17 protein-coding genes are annotated in these 22542 nt (G+C 63.6%); 5 read left to right on the forward strand and 12 right to left on the reverse strand.

The features are described from left to right. Positions 1–42: 42 nt before the first annotated feature. Together ACZ9AQ_RS01785 and ACZ9AQ_RS01790 are read right to left on the reverse strand one after the other, a co-directional pair. The gene (locus tag ACZ9AQ_RS01785; protein ID WP_429201210.1) at positions 43–792 is read right to left on the reverse strand and encodes a hypothetical protein; all 750 of its coding nucleotides are present in this window, start codon (positions 790–792) and stop codon (positions 43–45) included. Positions 793–1335: 543 nt separating this feature from the next. Continuing rightward, positions 1336–1992: a hypothetical protein gene (locus ACZ9AQ_RS01790; protein ID WP_429201208.1), complete on the reverse strand. Its 657-nt coding sequence runs from the start codon at positions 1990–1992 to the stop codon at positions 1336–1338. A 483-nt stretch (positions 1993–2475) separates the two neighbouring features. Between ACZ9AQ_RS01790 and ACZ9AQ_RS01795 the strand changes: the two genes are divergently transcribed. After that, the gene (locus ACZ9AQ_RS01795) at positions 2476–3915 is read left to right on the forward strand and encodes a hypothetical protein (protein WP_429201207.1); all 1440 of its coding nucleotides are present in this window, start codon (positions 2476–2478) and stop codon (positions 3913–3915) included. A 162-nt stretch (positions 3916–4077) separates the two neighbouring features. Here the strand turns inward: ACZ9AQ_RS01795 and ACZ9AQ_RS01800 are convergent, their stop codons facing one another. The 3 genes from ACZ9AQ_RS01800 to ACZ9AQ_RS01810 form a co-directional block, all read right to left on the reverse strand. Next, positions 4078–4821: a galactosyl transferase gene (locus ACZ9AQ_RS01800; RefSeq protein ID WP_429201205.1), complete on the reverse strand. Its 744-nt coding sequence runs from the start codon at positions 4819–4821 to the stop codon at positions 4078–4080. Positions 4822–5039: 218 nt separating this feature from the next. Beyond that, positions 5040–7112: a M13 family metallopeptidase gene (locus tag ACZ9AQ_RS01805; RefSeq protein ID WP_429201203.1), complete on the reverse strand. Its 2073-nt coding sequence runs from the start codon at positions 7110–7112 to the stop codon at positions 5040–5042. A gap of 74 nt (positions 7113–7186) precedes the next feature. Next, a complete protein-coding gene (locus ACZ9AQ_RS01810; protein WP_429201201.1) occupies positions 7187–9286 on the reverse strand; it encodes a M13 family metallopeptidase in 2100 nt (699 codons plus the stop codon). Positions 9287–9875: 589 nt separating this feature from the next. Here ACZ9AQ_RS01810 and ACZ9AQ_RS01815 point away from each other — a divergent pair. Continuing rightward, a complete protein-coding gene (locus ACZ9AQ_RS01815) occupies positions 9876–11312 on the forward strand; it encodes a S41 family peptidase (RefSeq protein ID WP_429201199.1) in 1437 nt (478 codons plus the stop codon). 133 nt (positions 11313–11445) lie between these two features. Then, the gene (locus ACZ9AQ_RS01820) at positions 11446–12567 is read left to right on the forward strand and encodes a beta-ketoacyl-ACP synthase III (RefSeq protein WP_429201198.1); all 1122 of its coding nucleotides are present in this window, start codon (positions 11446–11448) and stop codon (positions 12565–12567) included. Between the two features lie 180 nt (positions 12568–12747). Here ACZ9AQ_RS01820 and ACZ9AQ_RS01825 read toward each other — a convergent pair whose 3' ends face one another. The 7 genes from ACZ9AQ_RS01825 to ACZ9AQ_RS01855 all read right to left on the reverse strand — a co-directional run bounded on the left by ACZ9AQ_RS01825 (position 12748) and on the right by ACZ9AQ_RS01855 (position 20536). Beyond that, positions 12748–14775: an FAD-dependent oxidoreductase gene (locus ACZ9AQ_RS01825; protein WP_429201196.1), complete on the reverse strand. Its 2028-nt coding sequence runs from the start codon at positions 14773–14775 to the stop codon at positions 12748–12750. Between the two features lie 56 nt (positions 14776–14831). Next, a complete protein-coding gene (locus ACZ9AQ_RS01830) occupies positions 14832–15287 on the reverse strand; it encodes a hypothetical protein (RefSeq protein ID WP_429201194.1) in 456 nt (151 codons plus the stop codon). A 20-nt stretch (positions 15288–15307) separates the two neighbouring features. Next, positions 15308–15790 (reverse strand): DUF2721 domain-containing protein, encoded by a 483-nt coding sequence (locus ACZ9AQ_RS01835; RefSeq protein ID WP_005663930.1) that lies wholly within the window; start codon positions 15788–15790, stop codon positions 15308–15310. A 252-nt stretch (positions 15791–16042) separates the two neighbouring features. Next, positions 16043–16999: a prolyl aminopeptidase gene (gene pip, locus ACZ9AQ_RS01840; protein WP_429201192.1), complete on the reverse strand. Its 957-nt coding sequence runs from the start codon at positions 16997–16999 to the stop codon at positions 16043–16045. 57 nt (positions 17000–17056) lie between these two features. Continuing rightward, a complete protein-coding gene (locus ACZ9AQ_RS01845) occupies positions 17057–18379 on the reverse strand; it encodes an amino acid deaminase (RefSeq protein WP_429201190.1) in 1323 nt (440 codons plus the stop codon). A 123-nt stretch (positions 18380–18502) separates the two neighbouring features. Next, positions 18503–19243 carry an acetoacetyl-CoA reductase gene (phbB, locus tag ACZ9AQ_RS01850; RefSeq protein ID WP_429201188.1) on the reverse strand — a complete coding sequence of 247 codons (741 nt, stop codon included), beginning with the start codon at positions 19241–19243 and terminating at the stop codon, positions 18503–18505. Positions 19244–19357: 114 nt separating this feature from the next. Then, the gene (locus ACZ9AQ_RS01855) at positions 19358–20536 is read right to left on the reverse strand and encodes an acetyl-CoA C-acetyltransferase (RefSeq protein ID WP_429201186.1); all 1179 of its coding nucleotides are present in this window, start codon (positions 20534–20536) and stop codon (positions 19358–19360) included. Between the two features lie 331 nt (positions 20537–20867). Between ACZ9AQ_RS01855 and minC the strand changes: the two genes are divergently transcribed. Beyond that, positions 20868–21689, forward strand: coding sequence for a septum site-determining protein MinC (minC, locus tag ACZ9AQ_RS01860; RefSeq protein WP_429201184.1), 822 nt, complete (start codon positions 20868–20870; stop codon positions 21687–21689). Positions 21690–21725: 36 nt separating this feature from the next. Then, positions 21726–22541 carry a septum site-determining protein MinD gene (gene minD, locus ACZ9AQ_RS01865; protein ID WP_429201182.1) on the forward strand — a complete coding sequence of 272 codons (816 nt, stop codon included), beginning with the start codon at positions 21726–21728 and terminating at the stop codon, positions 22539–22541. The last annotated feature ends 1 nt before the right edge of the window (position 22542 follow it).

Below are 22542 nucleotides of genomic sequence, written 5' to 3' on the forward strand. Positions count from 1 at the left end.
CATTCCGGCCAGTGCGCCGCCCGGCCCGGTAAACCTGTTTTCTCAGCTCGACTGGGGTTGGATCGCCGGCGCTCCAGAAGGCTGCGGCAGTGGGGTGGGGACGAATGCCAGCTTGACGTGCTCGGCGGCAAAATATTCCAGCAGCGCGCGCGTCAACAGGATCAGGCCGGCCATCTCCAGGCCCTCTTCGATCGTCACCAGGAAGGCGTACGTAAAGTTCTGACCGAACGCTTCGGCATAGGCGCCGTCGAGCAGTTCCATGCCCAGGCATCCGCTCAGGTAGATAGCGGCGGCGAGCAGCAGCTGGCGCCGCATGGCAGGCGCGAGCCGAAGCAGGAATTTCATGAAGAACAATGCCGCGGCGCAGACGACAGCGATGCCCGGGATGACCCAGCTGAAGTAAAAGACACCCAGATCCCCCGGTCCCAACAGGCCGCGCATCGGCGCGATCAATTTTTCATGTACCTGGAATCCTTCATCATAGGCAATCAGTACAAATCCGAGCGCCAGGACCTGCCAATAAAGTGAATCGCGCGGTGCACTCGAGCGGCTGCTCAGCCCAACAAGGAAAAGTAGCAAGGCATTACCCAACGCGATCATGACCGTGAAGAAGGTCGGAATATTACGCTCATAATCGACGTTAAATAGCTGAACGAGTCCGAAGACGTGGTCATGGTCAAAAACGAAACGCAAGGTCTGACCGGTGAAGCTACCGACCAGCAGGAGCAACGCCAGCCCAAAGAGGATCCGGACAATGGCCTGTGGCCGAATGGATAACTGATAGGACGGCATTGTTCTACTCCTTATTCGCTTGGCCGCAATAATTTCCCCGAAGCATTTTTATTGGGTGTATTCACATGACATCTTGATGACATCGCGTACAAGAATACGCCAGCAATTGTTGTCAGTAAATAAATTTATTGAAAAAATTATATTTTTTGTTGCCGTGGAAGCACGGCCGCCCTCAGGCTCGTACCGGAGCGAACAATGCACGAAACGCTGGCGGTCGGATTGATGGAAGTTGCCCGGCTACTGCGGGCTACTCGCCGGCGGCGGTACAAAGAAACGGATGACAAGAAAGTCATCGTCGTGCTGGTTGACGTGTTTCACAGGATGCCGAGCCTGCTCCTGCATGCAAGCAAAGCGCAGGCAAAGCAGGCTCGACAGGCGAGGCGGCGCCAGTTCCGTTGCAGCACGATTGATTTTGCCTGGTCTGCGGCCCCCGACGCTCCGCCTTGTATTCCGGACGAACGGGCCGGAAGCGCGGCGAACCCAGCCACGTCAGTTAACTGTTCTCTTAACCAAAAATCATTAACGTTGTTTTCAGACAACTTATCAATTCTGCAGAGAAAATATTTTTTGCCGGCGGCGCTGCATGGCAAGCACTGCTGTCAGGCCAATCCCATAAAGCCACATTCCTGCCGGCGCCGGGACTTCAGCAATGTCCTCACCAATATAAAAATCAAAATTTATTCCTGTAATACCCAGCCCCCCGATCTCCTCCGAACCAAACAGATTGTCCGAAGCGGGGAACAATCCATCCCATGGACGATTTTGTTCGACATCGCCGGCCAGATTATCGGTTCCAGAAACTAGTTTATTACTTGAATTAAAAAAGGAAACCCGCGCATCGAACAACGTTACTTCGCGCAAAAAATCCAGTGCGTCGCCGAAAATCCCGATGCCATAGACAGCCGTCCCATCCGACGCCGGGAACATCTCGCCATTCGACCTGATTTGAATACTGATGAGTGCCCGGCCATCATCCAATGCGGTTTCCGATTCGGTGAACGTCAGGTTCAAGCCATTCCAGCTTCCCCCTTCGGGAGCGCCGTCGAAGACCGGGACTACGAACAGCGGATCGGAAGCGCTGGCTTCGCCCAGGTAGAGCGAATACGTCGAACCGGTCTGAACGAATGGTGCAGCGACTGCTTGAGCGCCCAGACCAAGCGTCGCGACGCAAAATGTCATAGAAGCAAGAAACTTGTGCATATTTCCCCCTACATATTTTAATTCTTAACATTTTATGCAAGTTTCATGCCAAAAAAGATTCCGCGTAAAAACAATACATTAAAAATGTTCTTCATCCTTTCCGACCCAGGCTGTCAATAATTTCGACACCGCCGCACGACTTTTGCACTGTTTGCTGATCTGGCACACATCCCACCACGGTTACTTTTCAGTAGTGGCATGTGGTATTCACTGCGCCGCAGCTATCGTCATAATGAAAGCCCTTGACCGTCTTCATGAGGGTTCGATTCAAAGGTTTTTGCAAGGAAATAATGGATAATTATCCAGAAGAATCAGTTCATTATTTACAAAATAGTTTCTTCCTATACTCCAATGTTAGAAATTGATAAATATTGCAAAAATGAACTGTCACAATTGGTTACAAACTGTTTGTAGTAAATATCGTATCCTTAAAAAAATTTCCATTAGGAATAAATTCCAATGGGAATTACTTAGAGGATTATCATGCAACTATTCCGAACCGATTTATCTGTTCAACACGCCGCGCTTCGTCTGAATGCCGCACTGATCGTTTCCCTCGCCGCCGTCGGCGGCGCTTCGGCTGCCACGCTGTCGGTCGGTCCTGGCAAGACGTATGCCGCCCCATGCGCCGCTTTCGCCAAGGCCAAGGCTGGCGACGTCGTCGAGATCGACGGCACCAAGACCTATAGTGGCGACGTCTGCGCCATCAACGTCAACGACCTCACTATCCGCGGCGTCAACGGTCGTCCGAAGATCAATGCCGCTGGCAAGAATGCCCAGGGCAAGGGCACGTGGGTCGTCAAGGGCAATGACGTCACGATCGAGAATGTCGAGATGTATGGCGCCAAGGTCCCGGACAAGAACGGCGCCGCACTGCGTCTGGAAGGCACCAACTTCACCCTGCGCTCGTCTTATCTGCACGATAACGAGAACGGCATCCTGAGCGGCGTTAATGCCAACAGCCATATCGTGATCGAGAACAACGAGTTCGGCTTCAATGGCCGTGGGGAGGGCAAGACCCATAACTTGTATATCGGCGTCGTCGCCAGCCTGACCTTCCGCTACAACTATTCGCACGATGCCAAGATCGGCCACAACCTGAAATCGCGCGCCAAGCTCAATACCATCAGCTACAACCGCTTTTCGAGCACGACCGGCAAGCCAAGCTACGAGATCGACCTGCCCAATGGCGGAACGTCGTACGTGATCGGCAACGTGATCCACCAGCCCGCCAGCCACGATAACCCGGCCATGGTGGCCTATGGCCTGGAAGGTCCGACCAATCCGGGCCAGGACCTGTACGTCATCAACAATACTTTCCTGAACGACGACAGTTCGCGCGGCACCTTCGTGCTGATCGACCGCCGCGTCACCAAGCCTGCTCTGCTGCAGAATAATATCTTTGGCGGCACGGGCACCGTCACCGGCCAGGCCAGCGCCATCCAGAAAACCAACTTCCGTTCGGTCGCCCCGGGCTTCGTGAACCGCGCGTCGTTCGACCTGCATCCGACCGCCAACCCGCTCGTGATCGATGCCGGCACGGCGCCCGGCAAGTCGGCTTCGGGTGTGGACCTGAGCCCGAACGCGCAATACAGGCATGTGGCGGGCGCCGAATCCCGCCCGGCCTCCGGCACGCTGGACATCGGCGCCTATGAAACGGCAGGCACGGCGCCGGCGCCAGGGCCAGGCCCGGCACCGGGACCGGGACCGGGACCGGCGCCTGGAACTCCGGAGACCTGGACGTTCTGCTCCACCGAAGCCAACAGTTGCTCCTTCACCGGCACCCGCAAGGTCCGCTACGGTGCGCCAGGCGCCTACAATTACAAGGTCCTGACCCGCAAGACGGTCTGCAACAGCGCGGTATTTGGCAACCCCATCCCCGGTGTTGCCAAAAAATGCCATTACTCGAACCTGGCGCAATGATCTGAATAGCAGCAATCGGGACAGGGCCGGTCGGCGTGCCGACCGGCCCTGTCCCGCCCGGCACGCGGCTCCAGCGGCACCCGGTGGATCGTCGTGCCTCGCTGTCAGTCCAATGAAAAACGGCCGCATGCGGCCGTTTTTTCCATATGGCGACCCGGCGGATCAGCCCGGACCGAAGAACTCGCGCCGTAGCCCGCCGCCCAGCAGACGCAGGCGGCCAAGGCGCCGGCTCAGCTCCATCGGGCGCTTCAGCAGCGAGCGATGCAGCAGATAGGTCGACAGGATGTCCTTCGAGCGGCTGTGCGAGCCGGCATGGCCAGTGCGGTAGATCGCTCCTGGAAACGGCAGTGCGGCGAGCGGCGTGCCCTGCTCCGCAAGGTATTTTCCGATGAACACATGGCTACCCAGCATCTTCTTGATATAGGCTTCGTCCGCCACTTCCACGCTGGCCGGCAGCCCGAACAGATCGGCACGGATGATGTGCGAGGTGCCGCAAAGCATCGAGAAATTCGGATAACGGTACATCAGCGTCTTGTCGGGAGACCAGACGTAGCCGTGGTAGACATACCAGCCGTTCTGGCCATGGTGCTGCTTGACGAAGCCGGTCAGCTTATCGCTGATCAGGTCGTCATCGTCGACCACCATGAAGTAAGCGGTCGGTCCGACGTCCAGCATGCCGGCCAGGATGCGACGTCCCTTATCCAGGCGCACCGCCTCATGGAACACCTCGCGGTCGGACGACCCCTGCTCGTGCAGCGGGTTGGGTGCGAAGTCGACCCATTTGACCTGCACGCCCTCGGGCAGCGCCGGCAAGTCCGACCCGCGATTGGCGACCACCACGGCGCGCCATCCCGGCTCCGCCTGGTTGGCGAGCGAACCGAGCGTGACAGCCAGATTGCGCTTCAACTCGTTCCAGTCGCGCGCGTTGTCTGGGTGCCGGACAGGGATGACAAAGGTAAGGGCAGCTTGCACGTTATTGATTATTGATTAAGTTGCCAACAGATTAATCGCAACGTTGGCAATAGTAAATAGCGATCCAGTTGCCACCGAAAAACGGCACGGCCAAACGCTCGGTTCGGCCGCGCCGTTTCCCGGACCTGTCCGGCAGCCGGTTCCCGCCATGCTTACCAGATGATCACGCGGTCCTTCGGCGCCAGGTACATCTTGTCGCCCGCCTTGACCCCGAACGCCTCGTAAAAGCCCGGCTGGTTCTTCAGGGTGCCGTTGGCGCGGTACTGCGCCGGCGAGTGCGGATCGGTCTTGATCTGGGCGATCTGGGCCGGCTCGCGCATCTTGGTGCGCCATACCTGGCCCCAGCCCATGTAGAAGCGCTGGTCGCCGGTGAGACCGTCGACGACGGGCGCCGGTTTGCCCTTCAGCGAGATCTTGTAGGCTTTATGGGCGATCGCCAGGCCCGAGTTGTCGCCGATGTTTTCGCCCAGGGTCAATTCGCCGTTGACGTGGTAGCCCTCCAGTGGGCTGAAGGCGGCATATTGCGCGATCAGTGCGCGGGTCTTCTCGCCGAAACGCTCGCCGTCTTCTTTGGTCCACCAGTTGCGCATATTGCCGTCGCCGTCGTACTGCGAACCCTGGTCGTCGAAGCCGTGGCTGATCTCGTGGCCGATCACGGCGCCGATGCCGCCGTAGTTGACCGCGTCGTCGGCATTGGCGTCGAAGAACGGCGGCTGCAGGATCGCGGCCGGGAACACGATCTCGTTCAGTTCCGGGTTGTAGTAGGCGTTGACGGTCTGCGGCGTCATGCCCCACTCGTCGCGGTCGATCGGCTTGCCGAGCTTGTTCAGCTCGCGGTTGTACTCCACTTCGCGCGAACGCATCACGTTGCCGACCAGGTCATCGCGCTTGACGGTGAGCGCGGTGTATTCCTTCCACTTGTTCGGATAGCCGATCTTCGGCGTGAACTTGGCCAGCTTGGCCTGCGCTTCCTTCTTGGTCGCGGGGCTCATCCAGTCCAGGGTGTCGATCGACTCCTTGTAGGCGGCCAGCAGGTTGTTGACCAGGACTTCCATGTGCGCCTTGCGCTCGGCCGGGAAGTGCTTCGCCACGTACAGCTTGCCGACCGCATCGCCCAGGCTCGATTCCAGGGTCGAGACGCCGCGCTTCCAGCGCGGTTCCAGTTGCGGGATGCCGGCCAGGGTGGTGCCGTGGAAGGCGAAACGCTGGTCGACGAAGGCCTTCGACAGGTAGTTGGCGTAGCCGTTCACGGCATGGAACTGCAGATAGGCTTTCCAGGTCTCCAGCGGAACACGATCGAGAACGTCGGCGAAGCCCTTCAGGTAGGTCGGCTGGCTGACGATCAGGTAGTCGGCCTTGCCCTGCAGGCCGGAAGCCTTCAGCCACTGCGTCCAGTCGTAGCCCGGCGCCAGCGCGGCCAGTTTCGGGAGCTCGACCTTGTTGTAGGTCTTGATCGGGTCGCGGTTCTCGACCTTGGTCCACTGCGCCCTGGCCAGCTCGGTTTCCAGCGCGACGATGGCTTGCGCGTCTCTCGCCGCGTTCTTGCCGCCGGCCAGCGCGAGGATCTTCTCGACATGCTGCTGGTATTTGGTGCGGGTGTCCGCCAACTTGGCGTCGTCGGTTTTAAGGTAGTAGTCGCGGTCGGGCATGCCCAGGCCGGCCTGGTACAGGTCGGCCACGTACCTGGTCGAATCCTTGGCGTCCTGGTGGATGAAGAACACGAACGGCACGTTGACGCCGATGCGGCCCAGGTGGGCGAACATCGCCGGCAGTTCGTTCTTGTTCTTCAAGGCGGCGATCTTGCCCAGTTCACCGGCCAGCGGCTTGGCGCCCAGCTGTTCCAGGCGCGCCTCGTCCATGTAGCTGGCGTAGAAGTCGCCGATCTTGCGCGCTTCAGTGCCATTGGCCGCGCTGCGCTCCATGGCCGCCTTCTCGATGATCGCGCGCAACTGCGGCAGGGTGTCGTCGCGCAGCTGGTGGAAGGCGCCCCAGGTCGACTTGTCGGCCGGGATCTCGACGCTCTTGAGCCACTTGCCGTTCAGGTGTTCGAAGAAATCGTCCTGCGCACGCACGCCGGCATCGATGTACTGGGTGGCGATGCCGGACGAAGCGCCTGCCTTGGCGGCGGCGGCAGGATCGGCGGCAGCAGGAACGGCGCCGGATCCGGCGTGCGCGAACGAAGCTACCAGCACGAGCGCGGCAGCGCTGAACAGATGTCGTTTCATGTTCTCTCTCTTTGTTGTGAGTGCAATGCAAAACGGGCCGGCGCTTCAATCCGCCGGCCCGTCCTTGAACCAGATTACCAGATGATGACGCGTTCTTCAGGCGGCAGGTACATCTTGTCGCCCGGCTTCACGTCGAAGGCCTTGTAGAACTCGGCCATATTGCGCACGGCGCCGTTGGCGCGGAACTGGCCCGGCGAGTGCGGGTCGGTCTTGACCTGGTTGATCTGCTGCGCTTCGCGCATCTTCGAGCGCCACACCTGGCCCCAGCCCATGAAGAAGCGCTGGTCGCCCGTGAGGCCGTCGATCACCGGCGCCGGCTTGCCCTGCAGCGAGATCTGGTAGGCCTTGTAGCCGATCGCCAGGCCGGCGTTGTCGCCGATGTTCTCGCCCAGGGTCAGCTCGCCGTTCACGTTATAGCCCGGCAGCGGGCTGTAGCCGTTGAACTGGTTGACCAGCTTGTCGGTGCGGGCCTTGAACGCGGTCTTGTCCTCGGCGCTCCACCAGTTGCGCAGGTTGCCGTCGCCGTCCGACTGGCTGCCCTTGTCGTCGAAGCCGTGGCCGATCTCGTGGCCGATCACGGCGCCGATCGCGCCATAGTTGACCGCGTCGTCGGCGCGCATGTCGAAGAACGGCGGCTGCAGGATCGCGGCCGGGAACACGATCTCGTTCATCGTGCTGCGGTAGTACGCGTTCACGGTCTGCGGCGTCATGCCCCACTCGGTGTGGTCGATTGGCTTACCCAGCTTGCCGATGTTGCGCTCGTACTCGAAGGTCGAGGCGCGCATCGCGTTGCCGACCAGGTCGTCGCGCTTGATGGTCAAGCGAGCGTAGTCGCGCCACTTGTCCGGATAGCCGATCTTGGGCGTGAACTTGGCCAGCTTGGCGCGCGCTTCCTTCTTGGTCGCCGGGCTCATCCACTCCAGGTTGTCGATCGACTGGCCGTAGGCGATGATCAGGTTCTTCACCAGCTGTTCCATGCGCGCCTTGCGCTCGGCCGGGAAATGCTCTTTCACGTACAGCTTGCCCAGCGCCTCGCCCAGCGCGCCTTCGACGGTGGCCACGCCCTTCTTCCATTCCGGACGCTGCTCGGTCACGCCGGTCAGCGCGGTGCCGTAGAAGGCGAAGTTTTCGTCCACGAAGGGCTTGGACAGGTAAGGCGCGTATTCGCGCAGCAGCTGCCATTCGAAGTACGACTTCAGGGTCGCCAGCTCGGTCTTGCCCAGCAGCTCGGTCAGGCCCGTGAAGTAGCTCGGCTGGTTGACGATGATGGTGTCGAGCTTGTTGCCCACACCGGCGGCGCCCAGGGCCGCCTTCCAGTCGTAGCCCGGCGCCAGCTTGGACAGTTCAGGCACACTCATCTTGTTGTAGCGCTTGACCGGGTCGCGGTTCTCGACCTTGGTCCACTGCACCCTGGCCAGCGCGGTCTCGAAGTCGACGATGGCCCGGGCCTGGGCCGCGGCGTTCTTCTCGCCGGCAAGCAGGAGCGTCTTCTCGACGTGCTGCTGGTACTTGGCGCGGATCTCCGCCAGCTTGGCGTCGTCCTGCTTCAGGTAGTAGTCGCGGTCGGGCATCCCCAGGCCGCTCTGGCTGATGTAGGTGGCGTACCGGGTCGAGTCGCGCATGTCCTGGCCGACGTAGATGCCGTACGGGCTCGAGACGCCGATCTTCGCCAGGTGGGCGGCCAGGGCCGGAATGCCTTTCTTGTCCTTCAGCGCGCGAATCCGCGACAGCTCGCCGCTCAGCGGCTTGTAGCCCAGGGTTTCGCGGCGCTCGGCGTCCATGAAGCTGGCGTACAGGTCGCCGATTTTCCTGGCCTCGGTGCCGGCCTTGGCGCTACCGTCCTTCTGCGCCGCCTCGATGATCGCCAGCAGCTGCGGGGTCGTGTCTTCGCGCAGCTTCATGAAGGTGCCCCAGCTCGAGCGGTCGCTCGGGATCTCGGTGTCCTTCAGCCACTTGCCGTTCAGGTAGGTGAAGAAGTCGTCCTGCGGACGCACGCTGGTGTCGATGTACTGGGTGTCGATGCCCGAGATGGCGCCGACCGGCGCGGCGGCGGTGGCTGCGGTGGCGGCAGCCGGCGCAGTATCGGCGGCGGCGGCGGCCATGGCCGGCGCGGTATTGACGGCCGCGGCGGCCAGCAGGGACAGGGTCAGGGTGCTCAGGAGGTGTCGCTTCACGGGAAGAATCCTTACTTGCAGTGCGATTGCAGGGGGTGAATCGGTTCCGGCCGGACGGTCGGCAAAAAATCATTCTAGCGGTTAGGCAATAAACCTCGCTGGCAGAGTACGATTTTTTACTTTTCGATACACGGCACACATGTGTTTTCGCATATGCATGTGTTGGGAGATGACAACAAGATGACAGGCGCAATGGCGGGCGCGCCCCGTCGGCGGCGGCGAGGAATGTACAATCTCCGCAGAGGCAGCCTGCGAGATCGCACAGCGTGCGAAAACGCAACCAGGAAGAAAAAAGCCCGCGGTGGAGGCCGCGGGCAAAGACCACTTCAAGAGTGGAGAGAGAGAAAAACTGGTGCAACTATAGGCTGCCTCATCTGCACACTCGTCGACTCTTACAATTGCTTACCATCGTAGGATCGGCGCAACAACCTCCCCCATCCGGCTTACCCCCTCCTTGTCTGCAGGTCGATCGCTTTTGCGGCGGCGCCCGCAGCGGCGCGCGAACCGGTTTATACTGGCTTTGCGTTACCTCAGGCATAAGTTCGCGCCTGCAGTTCCGTGCGCAACGTGCCTCAACGGATCAACCACCATGGGTTCCACCTTCAAGAATTCCTGCCTCGTCGGCCTGGGCGTGATCGCCGGGGTCGGCCTGACCATGCAATTCTCCGCCCTCGCCTTCAAGCCGCCGGTCGAGGCCAGCATGCCGATCGCCGAGCTGCGCCAGCTGGCCGCCGTCTACGGCGTCATCAAGTCCACCTATGTCGAGCCGGTCGAAGACAAGGCCCTGCTGTCCGAGGCGATCGCCGGCATGGTCGCCTCGCTCGACCCGCATTCGGCCTACCTCGATCCGCGCGCCTACCGTGAGCTGCGCGAGGGCACCGAGGGCCGCTTCGTCGGCGTCGGCATCGAGATCGCCGTGAGCGAAGACGGCTACATCGAGATCGTCAGCCCGATGGAAGACTCGCCGGCCTACCACGCCGGCATCAAGGAGGGCGACCTGATCACCCGCATCGACGGCCATCCGGTCCAGGGCACGCCGATCGACGACGCCATCAAGCGCATGCGCGGCGAGCCGGGCACGCGCGTGACGCTCACGGTCGCGCGCAGGGACGCGCCGGAACCGCTCGATTTCACCATCGAGCGGCGCGAGATCATGCAAAAAAGCGTCAAGGCAAAGATGGTGGAACCGGGCTACGCGTGGCTGCGTATCGCGCAATTCCAGGAGCCGACCGTGGACGACATGGCGGCCAGGCTGCAGGCGCTGTACCGCGAAGACCCGGACCTGAAGGGCCTGGTGCTCGACCTGCGCAACGATCCGGGCGGCCTGCTGCAGGGCGCGATCGGCGTCGCCGCCGCTTTCCTGCCGAAGAACGCCGAAGTCGTCTCGACCAACGGCCAACTGGCCGATTCCCGCCAGCGCTTCTACGCGCGGCCCGAGTTCTACATGCTGCGCAGCGGCGCCGACCCGCTGGCCACCCTGCCGCCGGCGTTCAAGGACTTGCCGATGGTCGTGCTGGTCAATACCGGCTCGGCCTCGGCCTCCGAGATCGTGGCCGGCGCCTTGCAGGACTACAAGCGCGCCACCATCCTGGGCACCCAGACCTTCGGCAAGGGCTCGGTGCAGACCATCCGCCCGATTGGGCGCGACGCCGCGGTCAAGCTGACCACGGCGCGCTACTACACCCCGGCCGGGCGCTCGATCCAGGCGCGCGGCATCGTGCCCGACCTGCCCGTGGACGAAACGCTGGAAGGCGACGGCCTGAATGCGCTGCGCATGCGCGAGGCCGACCTGCAGCACCACCTGTCGAACGGCGCGGGGCCGGAAGCGGCCACGCGCGAGGACGACATCGAGGAACAGATGCGCCTGCTCGCCGAGGCGCGCACCCGCAAGCCGCTCGATTACGGCAGCACCGACGACTTCCAGCTGGCCCAGGCCCTGCGCCACCTCAAGGGCCAGGAAGTGGTGCTGTCCAAGCGCGCCGAGCCCGCCACCACGCTGGCCCAGCACGGGCACAAGGACGAATAAGAGCCTATCCCGGTAGGCTCTAAGCGCGACTGAACAGTCCCTGCGGCAGCCGATTCCCAGGCATGCGTCGAGCGTGTAGAATCGGCGCATCTTGCGGGCAACCCCGCTTATTTTCCCTGAAAGTTTGCTGAATATGAAACCTGTCGTCATCAGCGGCACTGGCCTGTTTACCCCGCCGCATTCCATCTCGAACGACGAGCTGGTGGCAGCCTTCAACGCCTATGTCGAACTGCACAACCAGGAACATGCTGCGCAAATCGCAGCCGGCGAGGTGACGGCGCTGGAACCGTCGAGCAGCGCCTTCATCGAGAAGGCGTCGGGCATCAAGTCGCGCTACGTGATGGAAAAGAGCGGCATCCTCGACCCGGCCCGCATGACGGCGCGCATCCCGGAACGGGCCGACGACGAGATCTCGCTGCAGGCCGAGATGTGCGTGGCCGCCGCGCGCGAAGCGTTGACGCGCGCCGGCAAAGAGCCGCAGGACATTGACATGGTGCTGGTCGCCTGCAGCAATATGCAGCGCGCCTATCCGGCGATGGCGGTCGAGGTGCAAGAGGCGCTGGGCATCGACGGCTTCGGTTTCGACATGAACGTGGCCTGCTCCTCGGCCACCTTCGGCATCGCCACCGCGGTCGACGCGGTGCGGGGCGGCCGTGCACGCGCGGTGCTGGTGCTCAACCCGGAAATCACCAGCGGCCACCTGAACTTCCGCGACCGCGACAGCCATTTCATCTTCGGCGACGCCTGCACCGCGATCGTGATCGAGGCCGCGGAGACGGCAACCGGCGCGCACCAGTGGGACATCCTCGACAGCCGCCTCAAGACCAGTTTCTCGAACAATATCCGCAACAACTTCGGCTTCATGAACCGCTTCGACGAAGCGGGCGTCGGCCAGCCGGACAAGCTGTTCCGCCAGCAGGGCCGCAAGGTGTTCAAGGAGGTCTGCCCGATGGCGGCCCAGACCATCGCCGACACGCTCGCGGCGGCCAAGCTCGAAACGAAGGACGTCGCGCGCTACTGGCTGCACCAGGCCAACCTGAACATGAACCTGCTGATCGTGCGCACCCTGCTGGGCCGCGACGCGACAGCCGACGAAGCGCCGGTGATCCTGGACAGCTATGCCAACACCTCGTCGGCCGGCTCGATCATCGCCTTCCACCGCTACCAGGACGACCTGCCGGCAGGCGCCAACGGCGTCATCTGCTCGTTCGGCGCCGGTTATTCGATCGGTTGCGTGGTGGTGCGCAAGAAGTAAATCATGGGCTCGCAGTCGCGGGAGACGATCGGTTCTGTGGGCTGACCTGGATCCCCGCCTGCGCGGGGATGACGTTCTGGCGTGATTGGCTAAAGCGTTAGCTGGCCATTGTTCGCAACGTTGAACAACGTCGTCCCCGCGCAGGCGGGGACCCAAGCCAGGATGCACGCACCAGCAGCATCAAAGCCGCGCCGCCAGCTCCGCCCCTTCGCGGATCGCGCGCTTGGCATCGAGCTCCGTCGCCAGCGCCGCGCCGCCGATCTTGTAAAAGCGCGGTCCGCCGCTGTTTGCCTCGACCGGCATCAGTTCCGCCAGGCTTTCCTGGCCGGCGCAGATCACCACATTGTCCACCTCCAGCAGGCGCGCTTGGCCCCCCACCGTGATGTAGACGCCAGCGTCGTCGATGCGCTCGTACCCCACGCCGGCCAGCATGGTCACGCCATTTCGCGCGAGCGTGGCGCGGTGCACCCAGCCCGACGTCTTGCCCAGGCCGGCGCCCGGCCGCGTGGTCTTGCGCTGCAGGAGCCAGACCTGGCGCGGCGGATGCGGCGCCTCCGGCGGCGCCAGTCCGCCCGGCGTCGCCACCAGCGGGTCGACGCCCCACTCCTTCATCCAGTGCGCGGCCGGCACCGGCAGCGCTACCCGCGGATCGTGCACCAGGAATTCGCCGGTATCGAAGCCGATGCCGCCGGCGCCGATGATCGCCACCCGTTGCCCGACCGGGCGGCCGCCCTTGAGCACGTCGAGATAACTCAGGACCTTCGGATGGTCGATGCCGGGAATCGCCGGTTTGCGCATGCGGATGCCGGTCGCCACGATCACGTCGTCGAAGCCCTGGGCCAGCAATTGCTCGCGCGTCACCAGGCAATTCAAGCGCGTGTCGACGCCCAGCAGTTCGAGCCGGCGGCCGAAGTAGCGGATCGTCTCCGCGAATTCCTCCTTGCCTGGAATCCTCATCGCGATATTGAACTGGCCGCCGATGCGGTCCTGGGCGTCGAACAGCGTCACGCGGTGCCCGCGCTCGGCGGCGACCGTCGCCGCCGACAGGCCGGCCGGGCCGGCGCCGACCACCGCGATGCGGCGCGCCGTGGCGGCCTTGCGAAACACGAGTTCGGTCTCGTGGCAGGCGCGCGGGTTCACCAGGCAGGTCGCGCGCCGGTTGGAGAACGTATGGTCCAGGCAGGCCTGGTTACAGGCGATGCAGGTGTTGATCTCGTCGCTGCGGCCGGCGGCGGCCTTGGCGACGAAATCGGCGTCGGCCAGGAAGGGCCGCGCCATCGACACCAGGTCGGCGTCTCCGCGCGCCAGGATGCTTTCTGCCTCGCCCGGCATATTGATGCGGTTCGAGGCCACCACGGGAATGCCGACTTCCTTGCGCAGCCGTCCCGCGATCCCGGCGAAGGCGGCGCGCGGCACCGAGGTGACGATGGTCGGGATGCGCGCCTCGTGCCAGCCATAGCCGGTGTTCAGGATCGTGGCGCCGGCGGCTTCCAGCGCCCGGGCGGACAGCACGATCTCGTCCCAGGTGTTGCCGCCTTCGACCAGGTCGAGCACCGAATGGCGGTGCATCAGAATGAAGTCCGGCCCAACCGCGGCGCGGATGCGGCGCACCACCTCGACCGCCAGGCGCATGCGGTTTTCGATCGGCCCGCCCCAGCGGTCGGTGCGGCGGTTGGCGCGCGCGCACAGGAACTGGTTCAGCAGATAGCCTTCGCTGCCCATGATCTCGACGCCGTCGTAGCCGGCCGTGCGCGCCAGCCTGGCGCAGCGCACGTAGGCGCGGATCGTCGCTTCGATGCCGGCCTCGGTGAGCGCCTTCGGCTTGAAGCGCGAGATCGGCGACTTGACGCTTGACGCCGACACCACGAAGGGCTGGTAGCCGTAGCGGCCCGCGTGCAGGATCTGCATCAGGATCTTGCCGCCCTCCTCGTGCACCGCGCGCGTGACGCGCCGGTGGTTGGGCACGTCGAAGAGGGAGTTCAGGGTCCCGCCAAACGGCAGCAGCCAGCCCTGGCGATTGGGCGAGATGCCGCCGGTGACGATCAGGCCCACGCCGCCGCGCGCGCGTTCGCGGTAGAAGGCGGCCAGCTTGCCGTAGTTGTAGAAGCGGTCTTCGAGCCCGGTGTGCATCGAGCCCATGATCACGCGGTTCTTCAGGGTGGTGAAACCCAGGTCGAGCGGCGCCAGCAGATTGGGATAGGTAGTCATCGCGGCATTACACCGCGATTTTCTGGAGTCGTGCGTCTAAACGACTGGAAGACGCATCAAGCCAGGTGGCTTTCGCGGTCGCGCAGTTCGGCAAAGCTTTCGATGCTGCCGATGCTGACCACCACCGGGTTCAGGCTGGCGCCGGCCGACATCGGGCGCCAGGCGAACTGCCACTCTTTTTCGCGCGCCTGGCCCAGGCTCTTGGTGAAGGCCGCGCCCAGCGGCGAACGGTTGCCGTACTCGATGGCGCCGTCGATGCCGGCCCAGTTGGGCAGCAGGCGCTGCACCGCGCGATGCAGGCGCTCGCCGAACTCCTCGGTATTGTGGATCACCAGGCAGGCGTCGCTCGGCGTGATGACGTCGAACAGGCGCTTGTCCCAGACGGTGGAAAACGACACTTGCAGGAAGCCGCCACTGGGTTCGAGGCGGAACTGGCCGTTCTTGAGCGCGTTTTCGAGTTCGGCGCGCAGGGCGTAGCGGTGCAGGGTCGGAGGGCGTTGGTAGTCGTGCATAAGATTCTTTCTTGCCGCATTCAAGGCTGCGAGGTTGGCGATGGTGGTGGCGGCGGCGGCGATTGCAGCATCATGATGGCCTGGTGCTGCATGCGCATGAACTTCGACGCGATGAAGATCTCGCGCAAGAAATAGACGAAGCTGCTGATCAGGGCGATCATCGCGAACACGAAGCAGGCGGCGATGTACTGGTCGAGCGGAATGCCGGTGGTATCGCCCGCGAACAGCATCGCGATGACCACGCACACCAGCAGGCCGCAGGCGGTGCTGGAGGCGATCGCGAAGTTGATCAGGTGCGAGCGCTGGTAGAGCAGCTCGAGTTCGCTCGAAAACTCGGCGTTGGGACTGACCTTGAGCCGGTCCTCGAGCACGCGCGTGCGGTCGATGATGCGCGCCAGCCGGTTGGTCAGCACGGTCAGCTTGGTGGCCACGCCAGTAAGCAAAAAAACCGGCGCGATCGCCAGCTGGATGACATGGCCGATATCGCTGATCTGGATATTCATGGGAACACGTTTCGAATTGTTGTCATGTGCCTGGTACGTCGGGCTGGCGGCTCTGCTGGTGACGCGTGTTCAACCACATGCGCGTAGGGTTGGCGGCTATGCCGCCGACGCGTTCAACCTGCATGTACGTAGGGTTGGCGGCTTTGCCACCGACGCGTTCAACCTGCATGTGCGTAGGGTTGGCGGCTTTGCCGCCGACGCGTTCAACCTGCATGCGCATAGTGTAGCAGCCATTAGCACCGTCACCCAACCTCACTCGAACCGGCGAAGCCGCTTGAACTGCTCGGTCGCCGCCACCAGCGCGCGCGCGATCCCCGCCTCCAGCGCGCCATGGCCGGCGTCGGCGATCATCTCCAGCTTCGACCCTGGCCACGCCGTGTGCAGGCGCCAGGCCGACAGCGGCGGGCAGATCACGTCGTAGCGGCCCTGCACGATCAGCGCCGGCAGGTGGGCGATGCGCGCCAGGTCGCGCAGCAGCTGGTCTTCGTCCAGGAAGGCGCCGTTGAGCATGTAATGCGACTCGAGCCGGCCGACGCCCAGGTCGAGCGTATCGTTCGCCACTTCCTCGGGCTGCGGCAGCAGGAACACGCGCCGGCCCTCGAACCGGCTCCAGGCGCGCGCGGCCGGCCAATACACGTCCGGGTCGTGGCACAACAGGCGGCGCGCGTAGGCTTTGAGCAGGTCGCGCCGCTCCTCCTGCGGAATCGGGGCCACGAATTCCTCGTACAGCTCGGGATAGAACCAGCGCACCTCGTTGATGAACCAGTCCACCTCGGCGCGCGTGCACAGGAAGATCCCGCGCAGCACGAAGCCCAGGCAGCGTGCGGGATGGGCCTGGCCATAGGCCAGCGCCAGGGTCGAGCCCCAGGAGCCGCCGAACACCAGCCACTGTTCGATGCCGAACAGCGCACGCAGGCGCTCGATGTCCTCGATCAGGAGCTGGGTCGTGTTGTTGCGCCACTCGCCCAGCGGCGTCGACTTGCCGGCGCCGCGCTGGTCGAACAGGATCACGCGGTAGGCGTGCGGATCGAAGAAGCGACGGTGCTGGGGCGACAGGCCGGCGCCGGGGCCGCCGTGCAGGAACAGCACGGGGATGCCGTCCGGATTGCCGACTTCTTCCCAGTAGATCGTGTGCATCTCGTCGACCGCCAGCATGCCGTGGCGGATGGGCTGGATCGGCGGGAACAGCGACGGCGGCGTGACGGGCATGGCGGCTCTTGTTGGCGGTGATTCAAGAAGCCGATTGTAGCGTACCGACAGTCGCTTTTAGAAGAAGGTATTGAGCGCGTAGCGCACCGCGTAGGCGTCGTCCACGACCAGCAGCAGCGGCCACTTGTCGAAGGTGGTGCAGGGATGCGAGATGCCGCAGCCGACCAGGTCGCCGACCGCCAGGCCGTTGCACACGGGGTCGCCTTCCGGCAGCCTCAGGTAGGCGTGCTGGTCGTTCATCTTGAAGATCGTGCAGCCGGGCGGCAGCGTGGCCGGCGCCGCATCGCCATCGGGACGCGCCGCATACAGCGGAATCGGCAGGTCGGCGTCGTACGACGCATCGCGCTTGCCCATGGTGACGATGGCCAGGGTCGGTTCGGGGCGCGATTGCACGGTGCTCCAGACTTCGAGCGCGGGCCGCAGGCCCTCTTCCTGACGGCCTTCGCGCGCGTTCAGCGCATCGATGTGGCGCCGAACCATGCCGTGGTCGCTCGTCAGGTAGCAGCCGCTGCGCAGGATGGCGCGCAGCGGACGCGACAGGCCGTCGCCCCGCGTGACGCCGCGCGCCACCAGGTCGAAATAGGACGAGCCGCCGGCCGAGACCACGATCTCGGATGTCGCGAACAGGCCCGCGGCATCGGCGTCGCGCACCAGCGCCATCAGCCGGGACAGGAAATCGTCGACCTGGCCCAGGTCGCCGGCGTGATCGTCGCTCACCAGCAGGCCTTCGTACCCCTCGAAGCCGGCCAGCGCCAGGCCGTCGGCCAGCGCGATGGCGCGCGCCACCTCCATCGCTTCCTGTGGCGTGCGGCAACCGGCGCGCTTGCCGGCCAGGCCCAGCTCGACCAGCACCGGCAACGGACGGGCCAGCTTGTGCGCCGCGACCGCCCCCGCCAGGCGCGCCACGCCGGCGTGCGAATCGGCCAGCACGATGCACTCGAAATCCGGATCGCCATGCAGCAGGGCCAGCACGGCGTCGATGTCGCTGCGCGCCACCAGCTGGTTGGCCAGCAACACGCGGCGCACGCCGAAGCGATGCGCCACCTGGACCTGGATCGCGGTGGCGAGGGTGATGCCCCAGGCGCCATTGGCCAGTTGCGCGCCGAACAGCTGCGGGCTCATCGTGGTCTTGCCGTGCGGCGCCAGGGTGACGCCGTGGCGCTCGCAAAAGGCGCGCATCCAGGCCAGGTTGTGGCGCAGGCTGGATTCCCTGAGCACGGCGACCGGATAGCTGGTGTCGCCGCGCAGCACATTCCACCCCTGCACAGCGATCGCGCCCTGGCGCAACGGTGCGCGCAGCGGCAAGCCCTTGACGCCGGGGAGCAGCAGCTGTTCGTCGAGGCTGGACAGGGCGAGGCCGCCATGGGGCAAGGTGTGCATGGGTTGCTCCGTGAAGATCGGTCGATTGGTATTTTATGATGGATTGTTAACGCAAAACGTCGTCCCCGCAAACGCGGGGACGACGTGCTCGAGCTAACGAACTGAAGATGCTGCCCTGACGAATCAGGACATATGCTGCCCGCCATTGATGGCGATATTGGCGCCGGTAACAAATGCCGCCTCGTCCGACGACAGGTACGCCACCAGGCCCGCCACTTCTTCGGGCTTGCCCAGGCGGCCCATCGGAATTTGCGGAATGATCTTGGTTTCCAGCACTTCGCTCGGGATGTCCATCACCATCTTGGTGCCGATATAGCCCGGCGAGATGGTGTTGACGGTCACGCCCTTGCGCGCCACTTCCAGCGCCAGCGCCTTGGTGAAACCGTGCATGCCGGCCTTGGCCGCCGAGTAGTTGGTCTGGCCGAAGGCGCCTTTCTGGCCGTTCACCGACGAGATATTGATGATGCGGCCCCAGCCGCGCTCGACCATGCCGTCGCAGACCGGCTTGGTCATATTGAACACGGAATCGAGGTTGGTCTTGATCACGGCGTCCCAATTGACCTTGTCCATCTTTTTGAAGGTCATGTCGCGGGTGATGCCGGCGTTATTGACCAGCACGTCGATCGGGCCGACATCGGCGATCACCTGGCGCACGCATTCCTGGGCGGCGTCATAGTCGGCCACGTCGCAGGCATAGGCCTTGAAGTCATAGCCCTGCTCTTTCATGGCGTTGAGCCAAGCGTCGACCTTGGTATTGCCCGGTGAAAAAGTAGTGACGACCTGATATCCCAATGCGGCCAGCTTGATGCACACCGCTTCGCCCAGGCCGCCCATGCCGCCGGTTACTAATGCTACTCGAGCCATTGTCTTCTCCAATTTTATATTGTGTCACGTTATACCGCTTGAAACCGACGGCGCCGCGGCAAGCGGGCCGTCGCTGTCTGTCGTCGGATCGTGCTCTGTCGTGCCTGGTCTCGCTCAGTCGCGCTCGACCGCCAGCGCCACGCCCATGCCGCCGCCGATGCACAGGCTCGCCAGGCCGCGCTTGGCGTCGCGGCGGATCATTTCGTGCAGCAGGGTGACCAGCACGCGCGCGCCGGAGGCGCCGATCGGATGGCCCAGGGCGATCGCGCCGCCGTTGACGTTGATCTTGGACGTGTCCCAGCCCATCTGCTTGTTGACGGCGATGGCCTGGGCGGCGAAAGCTTCGTTGATTTCCATCAGGTCGACGTCTTCGTGGGTCCAGCCGGCCTTCTTGAGGCACAGCTGCGAGGCCGACACCGGGCCCATGCCCATGATCGACGGATCGACGCCGGACGACGAATAGGCCTTGATGCGCGCCATCGGGGTCAAGCCCAGTTCTTTCGCTTTCGAGGCGCTCATCATGATCACGGCGGCGGCGCCGTCGTTGATGCCCGACGCATTGCCGGCGGTGACCGATCCCTCCTTGTTGAACGCCGGACGCAGGCTGGCCAGCGCCTCGAGGGTGCTGCCATGTTTTGGATACTCGTCGGTGTCGAAGACGGTCGTGCCCTTCTTGGTCGCGATCTCGATCGGGATGATCTCGTCCTTGAACCTGCCTTCTTTCTGGGCTGCCTCGGCCTTCAGCTGCGACTGCAGCGCGAACTGGTCCTGCTCGGCGCGCGAAATCTCGTATTTCTTGGCGACGTTCTCGGCGGTGACGCCCATGTGGTACTGGTTGTAGACGTCCCACAGGCCGTCGACGATCATGGTGTCGGTGAGCTTGGCGTCGCCCATGCGGAAGCCGTCGCGCGAGCCGGGCAGCACGTGCGGCGAGGCGCTCATGTTCTCTTGCCCGCCGGCGATGACGATCTCGGCGTCGCCGCAACGGATCGCCTGGGTTGCCAGGTGAGTGGCCTTGAGGCCGCTGCCGCAGACCTTGTTGATGGTATAGCCGGGCACCATGTCGGGCAGGCCGGCCTTGATGACGGCCTGGCGCGCCGGGTTCTGGCCCACGCCGGCGGTGAGCACCTGGCCCAGGATGACTTCGCTGACGGATTCGGGAGCGATGCCGGTCTTGGCCAGCAGATGCTTGATCACTTGCGCGCCGAGCTCGGCGGCGGGAATCTTGGCGAGGGTGCCGCCGAATTTGCCGACGGCCGTACGACCGGCGGCGACGATGACTACGTCTTCCATGTTCAATCTCCGTTCAGCCGGCCGCGGCCGGCAATATTCAGAATTCCCTCGGACTCGGCGCGCTATTCTGCGTTGGCGGCCTCTGTGCATGGGATCGATAAAACCACAACTACCGCAACCAGGAACCCATGCTGCTATTTAAGCATCAGCAATCTTAGCAGTTTATTCATTAAAAACAACATGCCAATCGTGTGGGTTTGATCTAGCGCATGACTTAATTTCTGGTTGCTGACAAAGGTTCAATTTCTGTTAGGAATGATATGCGCGCTTCTGCCCTTTTCCACAAATTTCACAGTAGAATGCACGAGCGCAACGCCAACTACACCGTTTTATGCCTAAAACCACGCTTCCCATCGAAATCAAGATTTCCACGGTCGTTGCGATCTCCACGATCCTGCACTCGGCCGACCCGAACGCCATCGATTCCGCCTTGGAGCAGATGACCGGGGGCGTGTCGGACTTCTTCGAGGACGAGTTCGCGGTGATCGACGTGGCCGCGATCGCGCCCGAAGCGCCGAGGCTCGACTGGGCGGCGCTGGTCGCCCTGCTCAAGAAATACCGCCTGAACGCGGTCGCCGTGCGCGGCGCCAGCCCGGCGATGATCGACGCGATCCGGGCCCAGGGCCTGGCGCTGGACGACGGCTCGAGCGGCGTGCGCGCCAGCGGTCACGCCCCGGCGCCGCCCGCCCCTGCCGCCCCTGCCGCGCCGGAATCGGCGGTTTCCCCGGCGACTGCCCCGGCTGCGCCCCCGGCGGCAGCCCCCGCGGCGGCTGCCCCGGAACCGGCCGCCGCCCAGGCGCCGGCCGCCCTGCCCCTGGTCATCGACACCCCGGTGCGCGCCGGCCAGCGCATCTATGCGCGCGGCACCGATTTGATCGTCACCGCCGTGGTCAACAATGGCGCGGAGCTGATCGCCGACGGCAGCATCCACGTGTATGCGCCGCTCAATGGCCGCGCACTGGCGGGCGCCTCCGGCAATCCGGATGCGCGCATCTTCGCGCTGTCGATGCAGCCGGAGCTGGTCTCGATCGCCGGCGTGTACCGCACGTTCGACGAAGGTTTCCCGTCCGACCTGTCGCGCCAGCCAACGCAGATCCGGCTGGTGGGTGACCGGATCGACATCCAATCGCTGGCTCCGGCACACCGCGCCTGATCCCCGAACTGAACAGATACTGTAAAGGACTTTTTTGTGGCAAGAATTATTGTTGTGACGTCCGGCAAGGGCGGTGTGGGCAAAACGACCTCGAGCGCCAGCTTCTCCACCGGGCTGGCCATGCGCGGCCACAAGACGGCGGTGATCGACTTCGACGTCGGCCTGCGCAACCTCGATCTGATCATGGGCTGCGAACGCCGCGTGGTCTACGACCTGATCAACGTCGTCAATGGCGAAGCGACCCTGAACCAGGCGCTGATCAAGGACAAGCACTGCGAGAACCTGTTCATCCTGCCGGCTTCGCAGACGCGCGACAAGGACGCGCTGTCCGAAGAAGGCGTGGAGCGCGTGATCAACGACCTGGTCAAGATGGACTTCGAGTTCATCATCTGCGATTCGCCGGCCGGCATCGAGCACGGCGCGCTGATGGCGCTGACCTTCGCCGACGAAGCGATCGTGGTCACCAATCCGGAAGTCTCGTCGGTGCGCGACTCGGACCGCATCCTGGGCATCCTGCAAGCCAAGTCGCGCCGCGCCCAGAGCGGCAGCGAGCCGGTCAAGGAACACCTGCTCATCACCCGCTACTCGCCGAAGCGCGTCGAGGCGGACGAAATGCTGTCTTACCAGGACGTGCAGGAAATCCTGCGCATCCCCCTGATCGGCATCATTCCGGAATCGGAATCGGTGCTGCACGCCTCGAACCAGGGCAATCCGGCGATCCACTTCAAGGGTACCGACGTGGCCGATGCCTACGAGGACGTCGTCGCGCGCTTCCTGGGCGAAGAGCGCCCGCTGCGCTTTACCAGTTACGAAAAGCCGGGCATATTCCAGCGCATTTTCGGAGCCAAGTGAG

Source organism: Massilia sp. UYP34 (assembly GCF_056279385.1).

What these genes read in the sequence shown, in the direction of transcription:
- ACZ9AQ_RS01785 (WP_429201210.1), bottom strand. Translation starts at nt 792, where the DNA reads ATGCCGTCCTATCAGTTATCCATTCGGCCACAGGCCATTGTCCGGATC.
- ACZ9AQ_RS01790 (WP_429201208.1), bottom strand. Translation starts at nt 1,992, where the DNA reads ATGCACAAGTTTCTTGCTTCTATGACATTTTGCGTCGCGACGCTTGGT.
- ACZ9AQ_RS01795 (WP_429201207.1), top strand. Translation starts at nt 2,476, where the DNA reads ATGCAACTATTCCGAACCGATTTATCTGTTCAACACGCCGCGCTTCGT.
- ACZ9AQ_RS01805 (WP_429201203.1), bottom strand. Translation starts at nt 7,112, where the DNA reads ATGAAACGACATCTGTTCAGCGCTGCCGCGCTCGTGCTGGTAGCTTCG.
- ACZ9AQ_RS01815 (WP_429201199.1), top strand. Translation starts at nt 9,876, where the DNA reads ATGGGTTCCACCTTCAAGAATTCCTGCCTCGTCGGCCTGGGCGTGATC.
- ACZ9AQ_RS01820 (WP_429201198.1), top strand. Translation starts at nt 11,446, where the DNA reads ATGAAACCTGTCGTCATCAGCGGCACTGGCCTGTTTACCCCGCCGCAT.
- ACZ9AQ_RS01825 (WP_429201196.1), bottom strand. Translation starts at nt 14,775, where the DNA reads ATGACTACCTATCCCAATCTGCTGGCGCCGCTCGACCTGGGTTTCACC.
- ACZ9AQ_RS01830 (WP_429201194.1), bottom strand. Translation starts at nt 15,287, where the DNA reads ATGCACGACTACCAACGCCCTCCGACCCTGCACCGCTACGCCCTGCGC.
- ACZ9AQ_RS01835 (WP_005663930.1), bottom strand. Translation starts at nt 15,790, where the DNA reads ATGAATATCCAGATCAGCGATATCGGCCATGTCATCCAGCTGGCGATC.
- pip (WP_429201192.1), bottom strand. Translation starts at nt 16,999, where the DNA reads ATGCCCGTCACGCCGCCGTCGCTGTTCCCGCCGATCCAGCCCATCCGC.
- ACZ9AQ_RS01845 (WP_429201190.1), bottom strand. Translation starts at nt 18,379, where the DNA reads ATGCACACCTTGCCCCATGGCGGCCTCGCCCTGTCCAGCCTCGACGAA.
- phbB (WP_429201188.1), bottom strand. Translation starts at nt 19,243, where the DNA reads ATGGCTCGAGTAGCATTAGTAACCGGCGGCATGGGCGGCCTGGGCGAA.
- ACZ9AQ_RS01855 (WP_429201186.1), bottom strand. Translation starts at nt 20,536, where the DNA reads ATGGAAGACGTAGTCATCGTCGCCGCCGGTCGTACGGCCGTCGGCAAA.
- minC (WP_429201184.1), top strand. Translation starts at nt 20,868, where the DNA reads ATGCCTAAAACCACGCTTCCCATCGAAATCAAGATTTCCACGGTCGTT.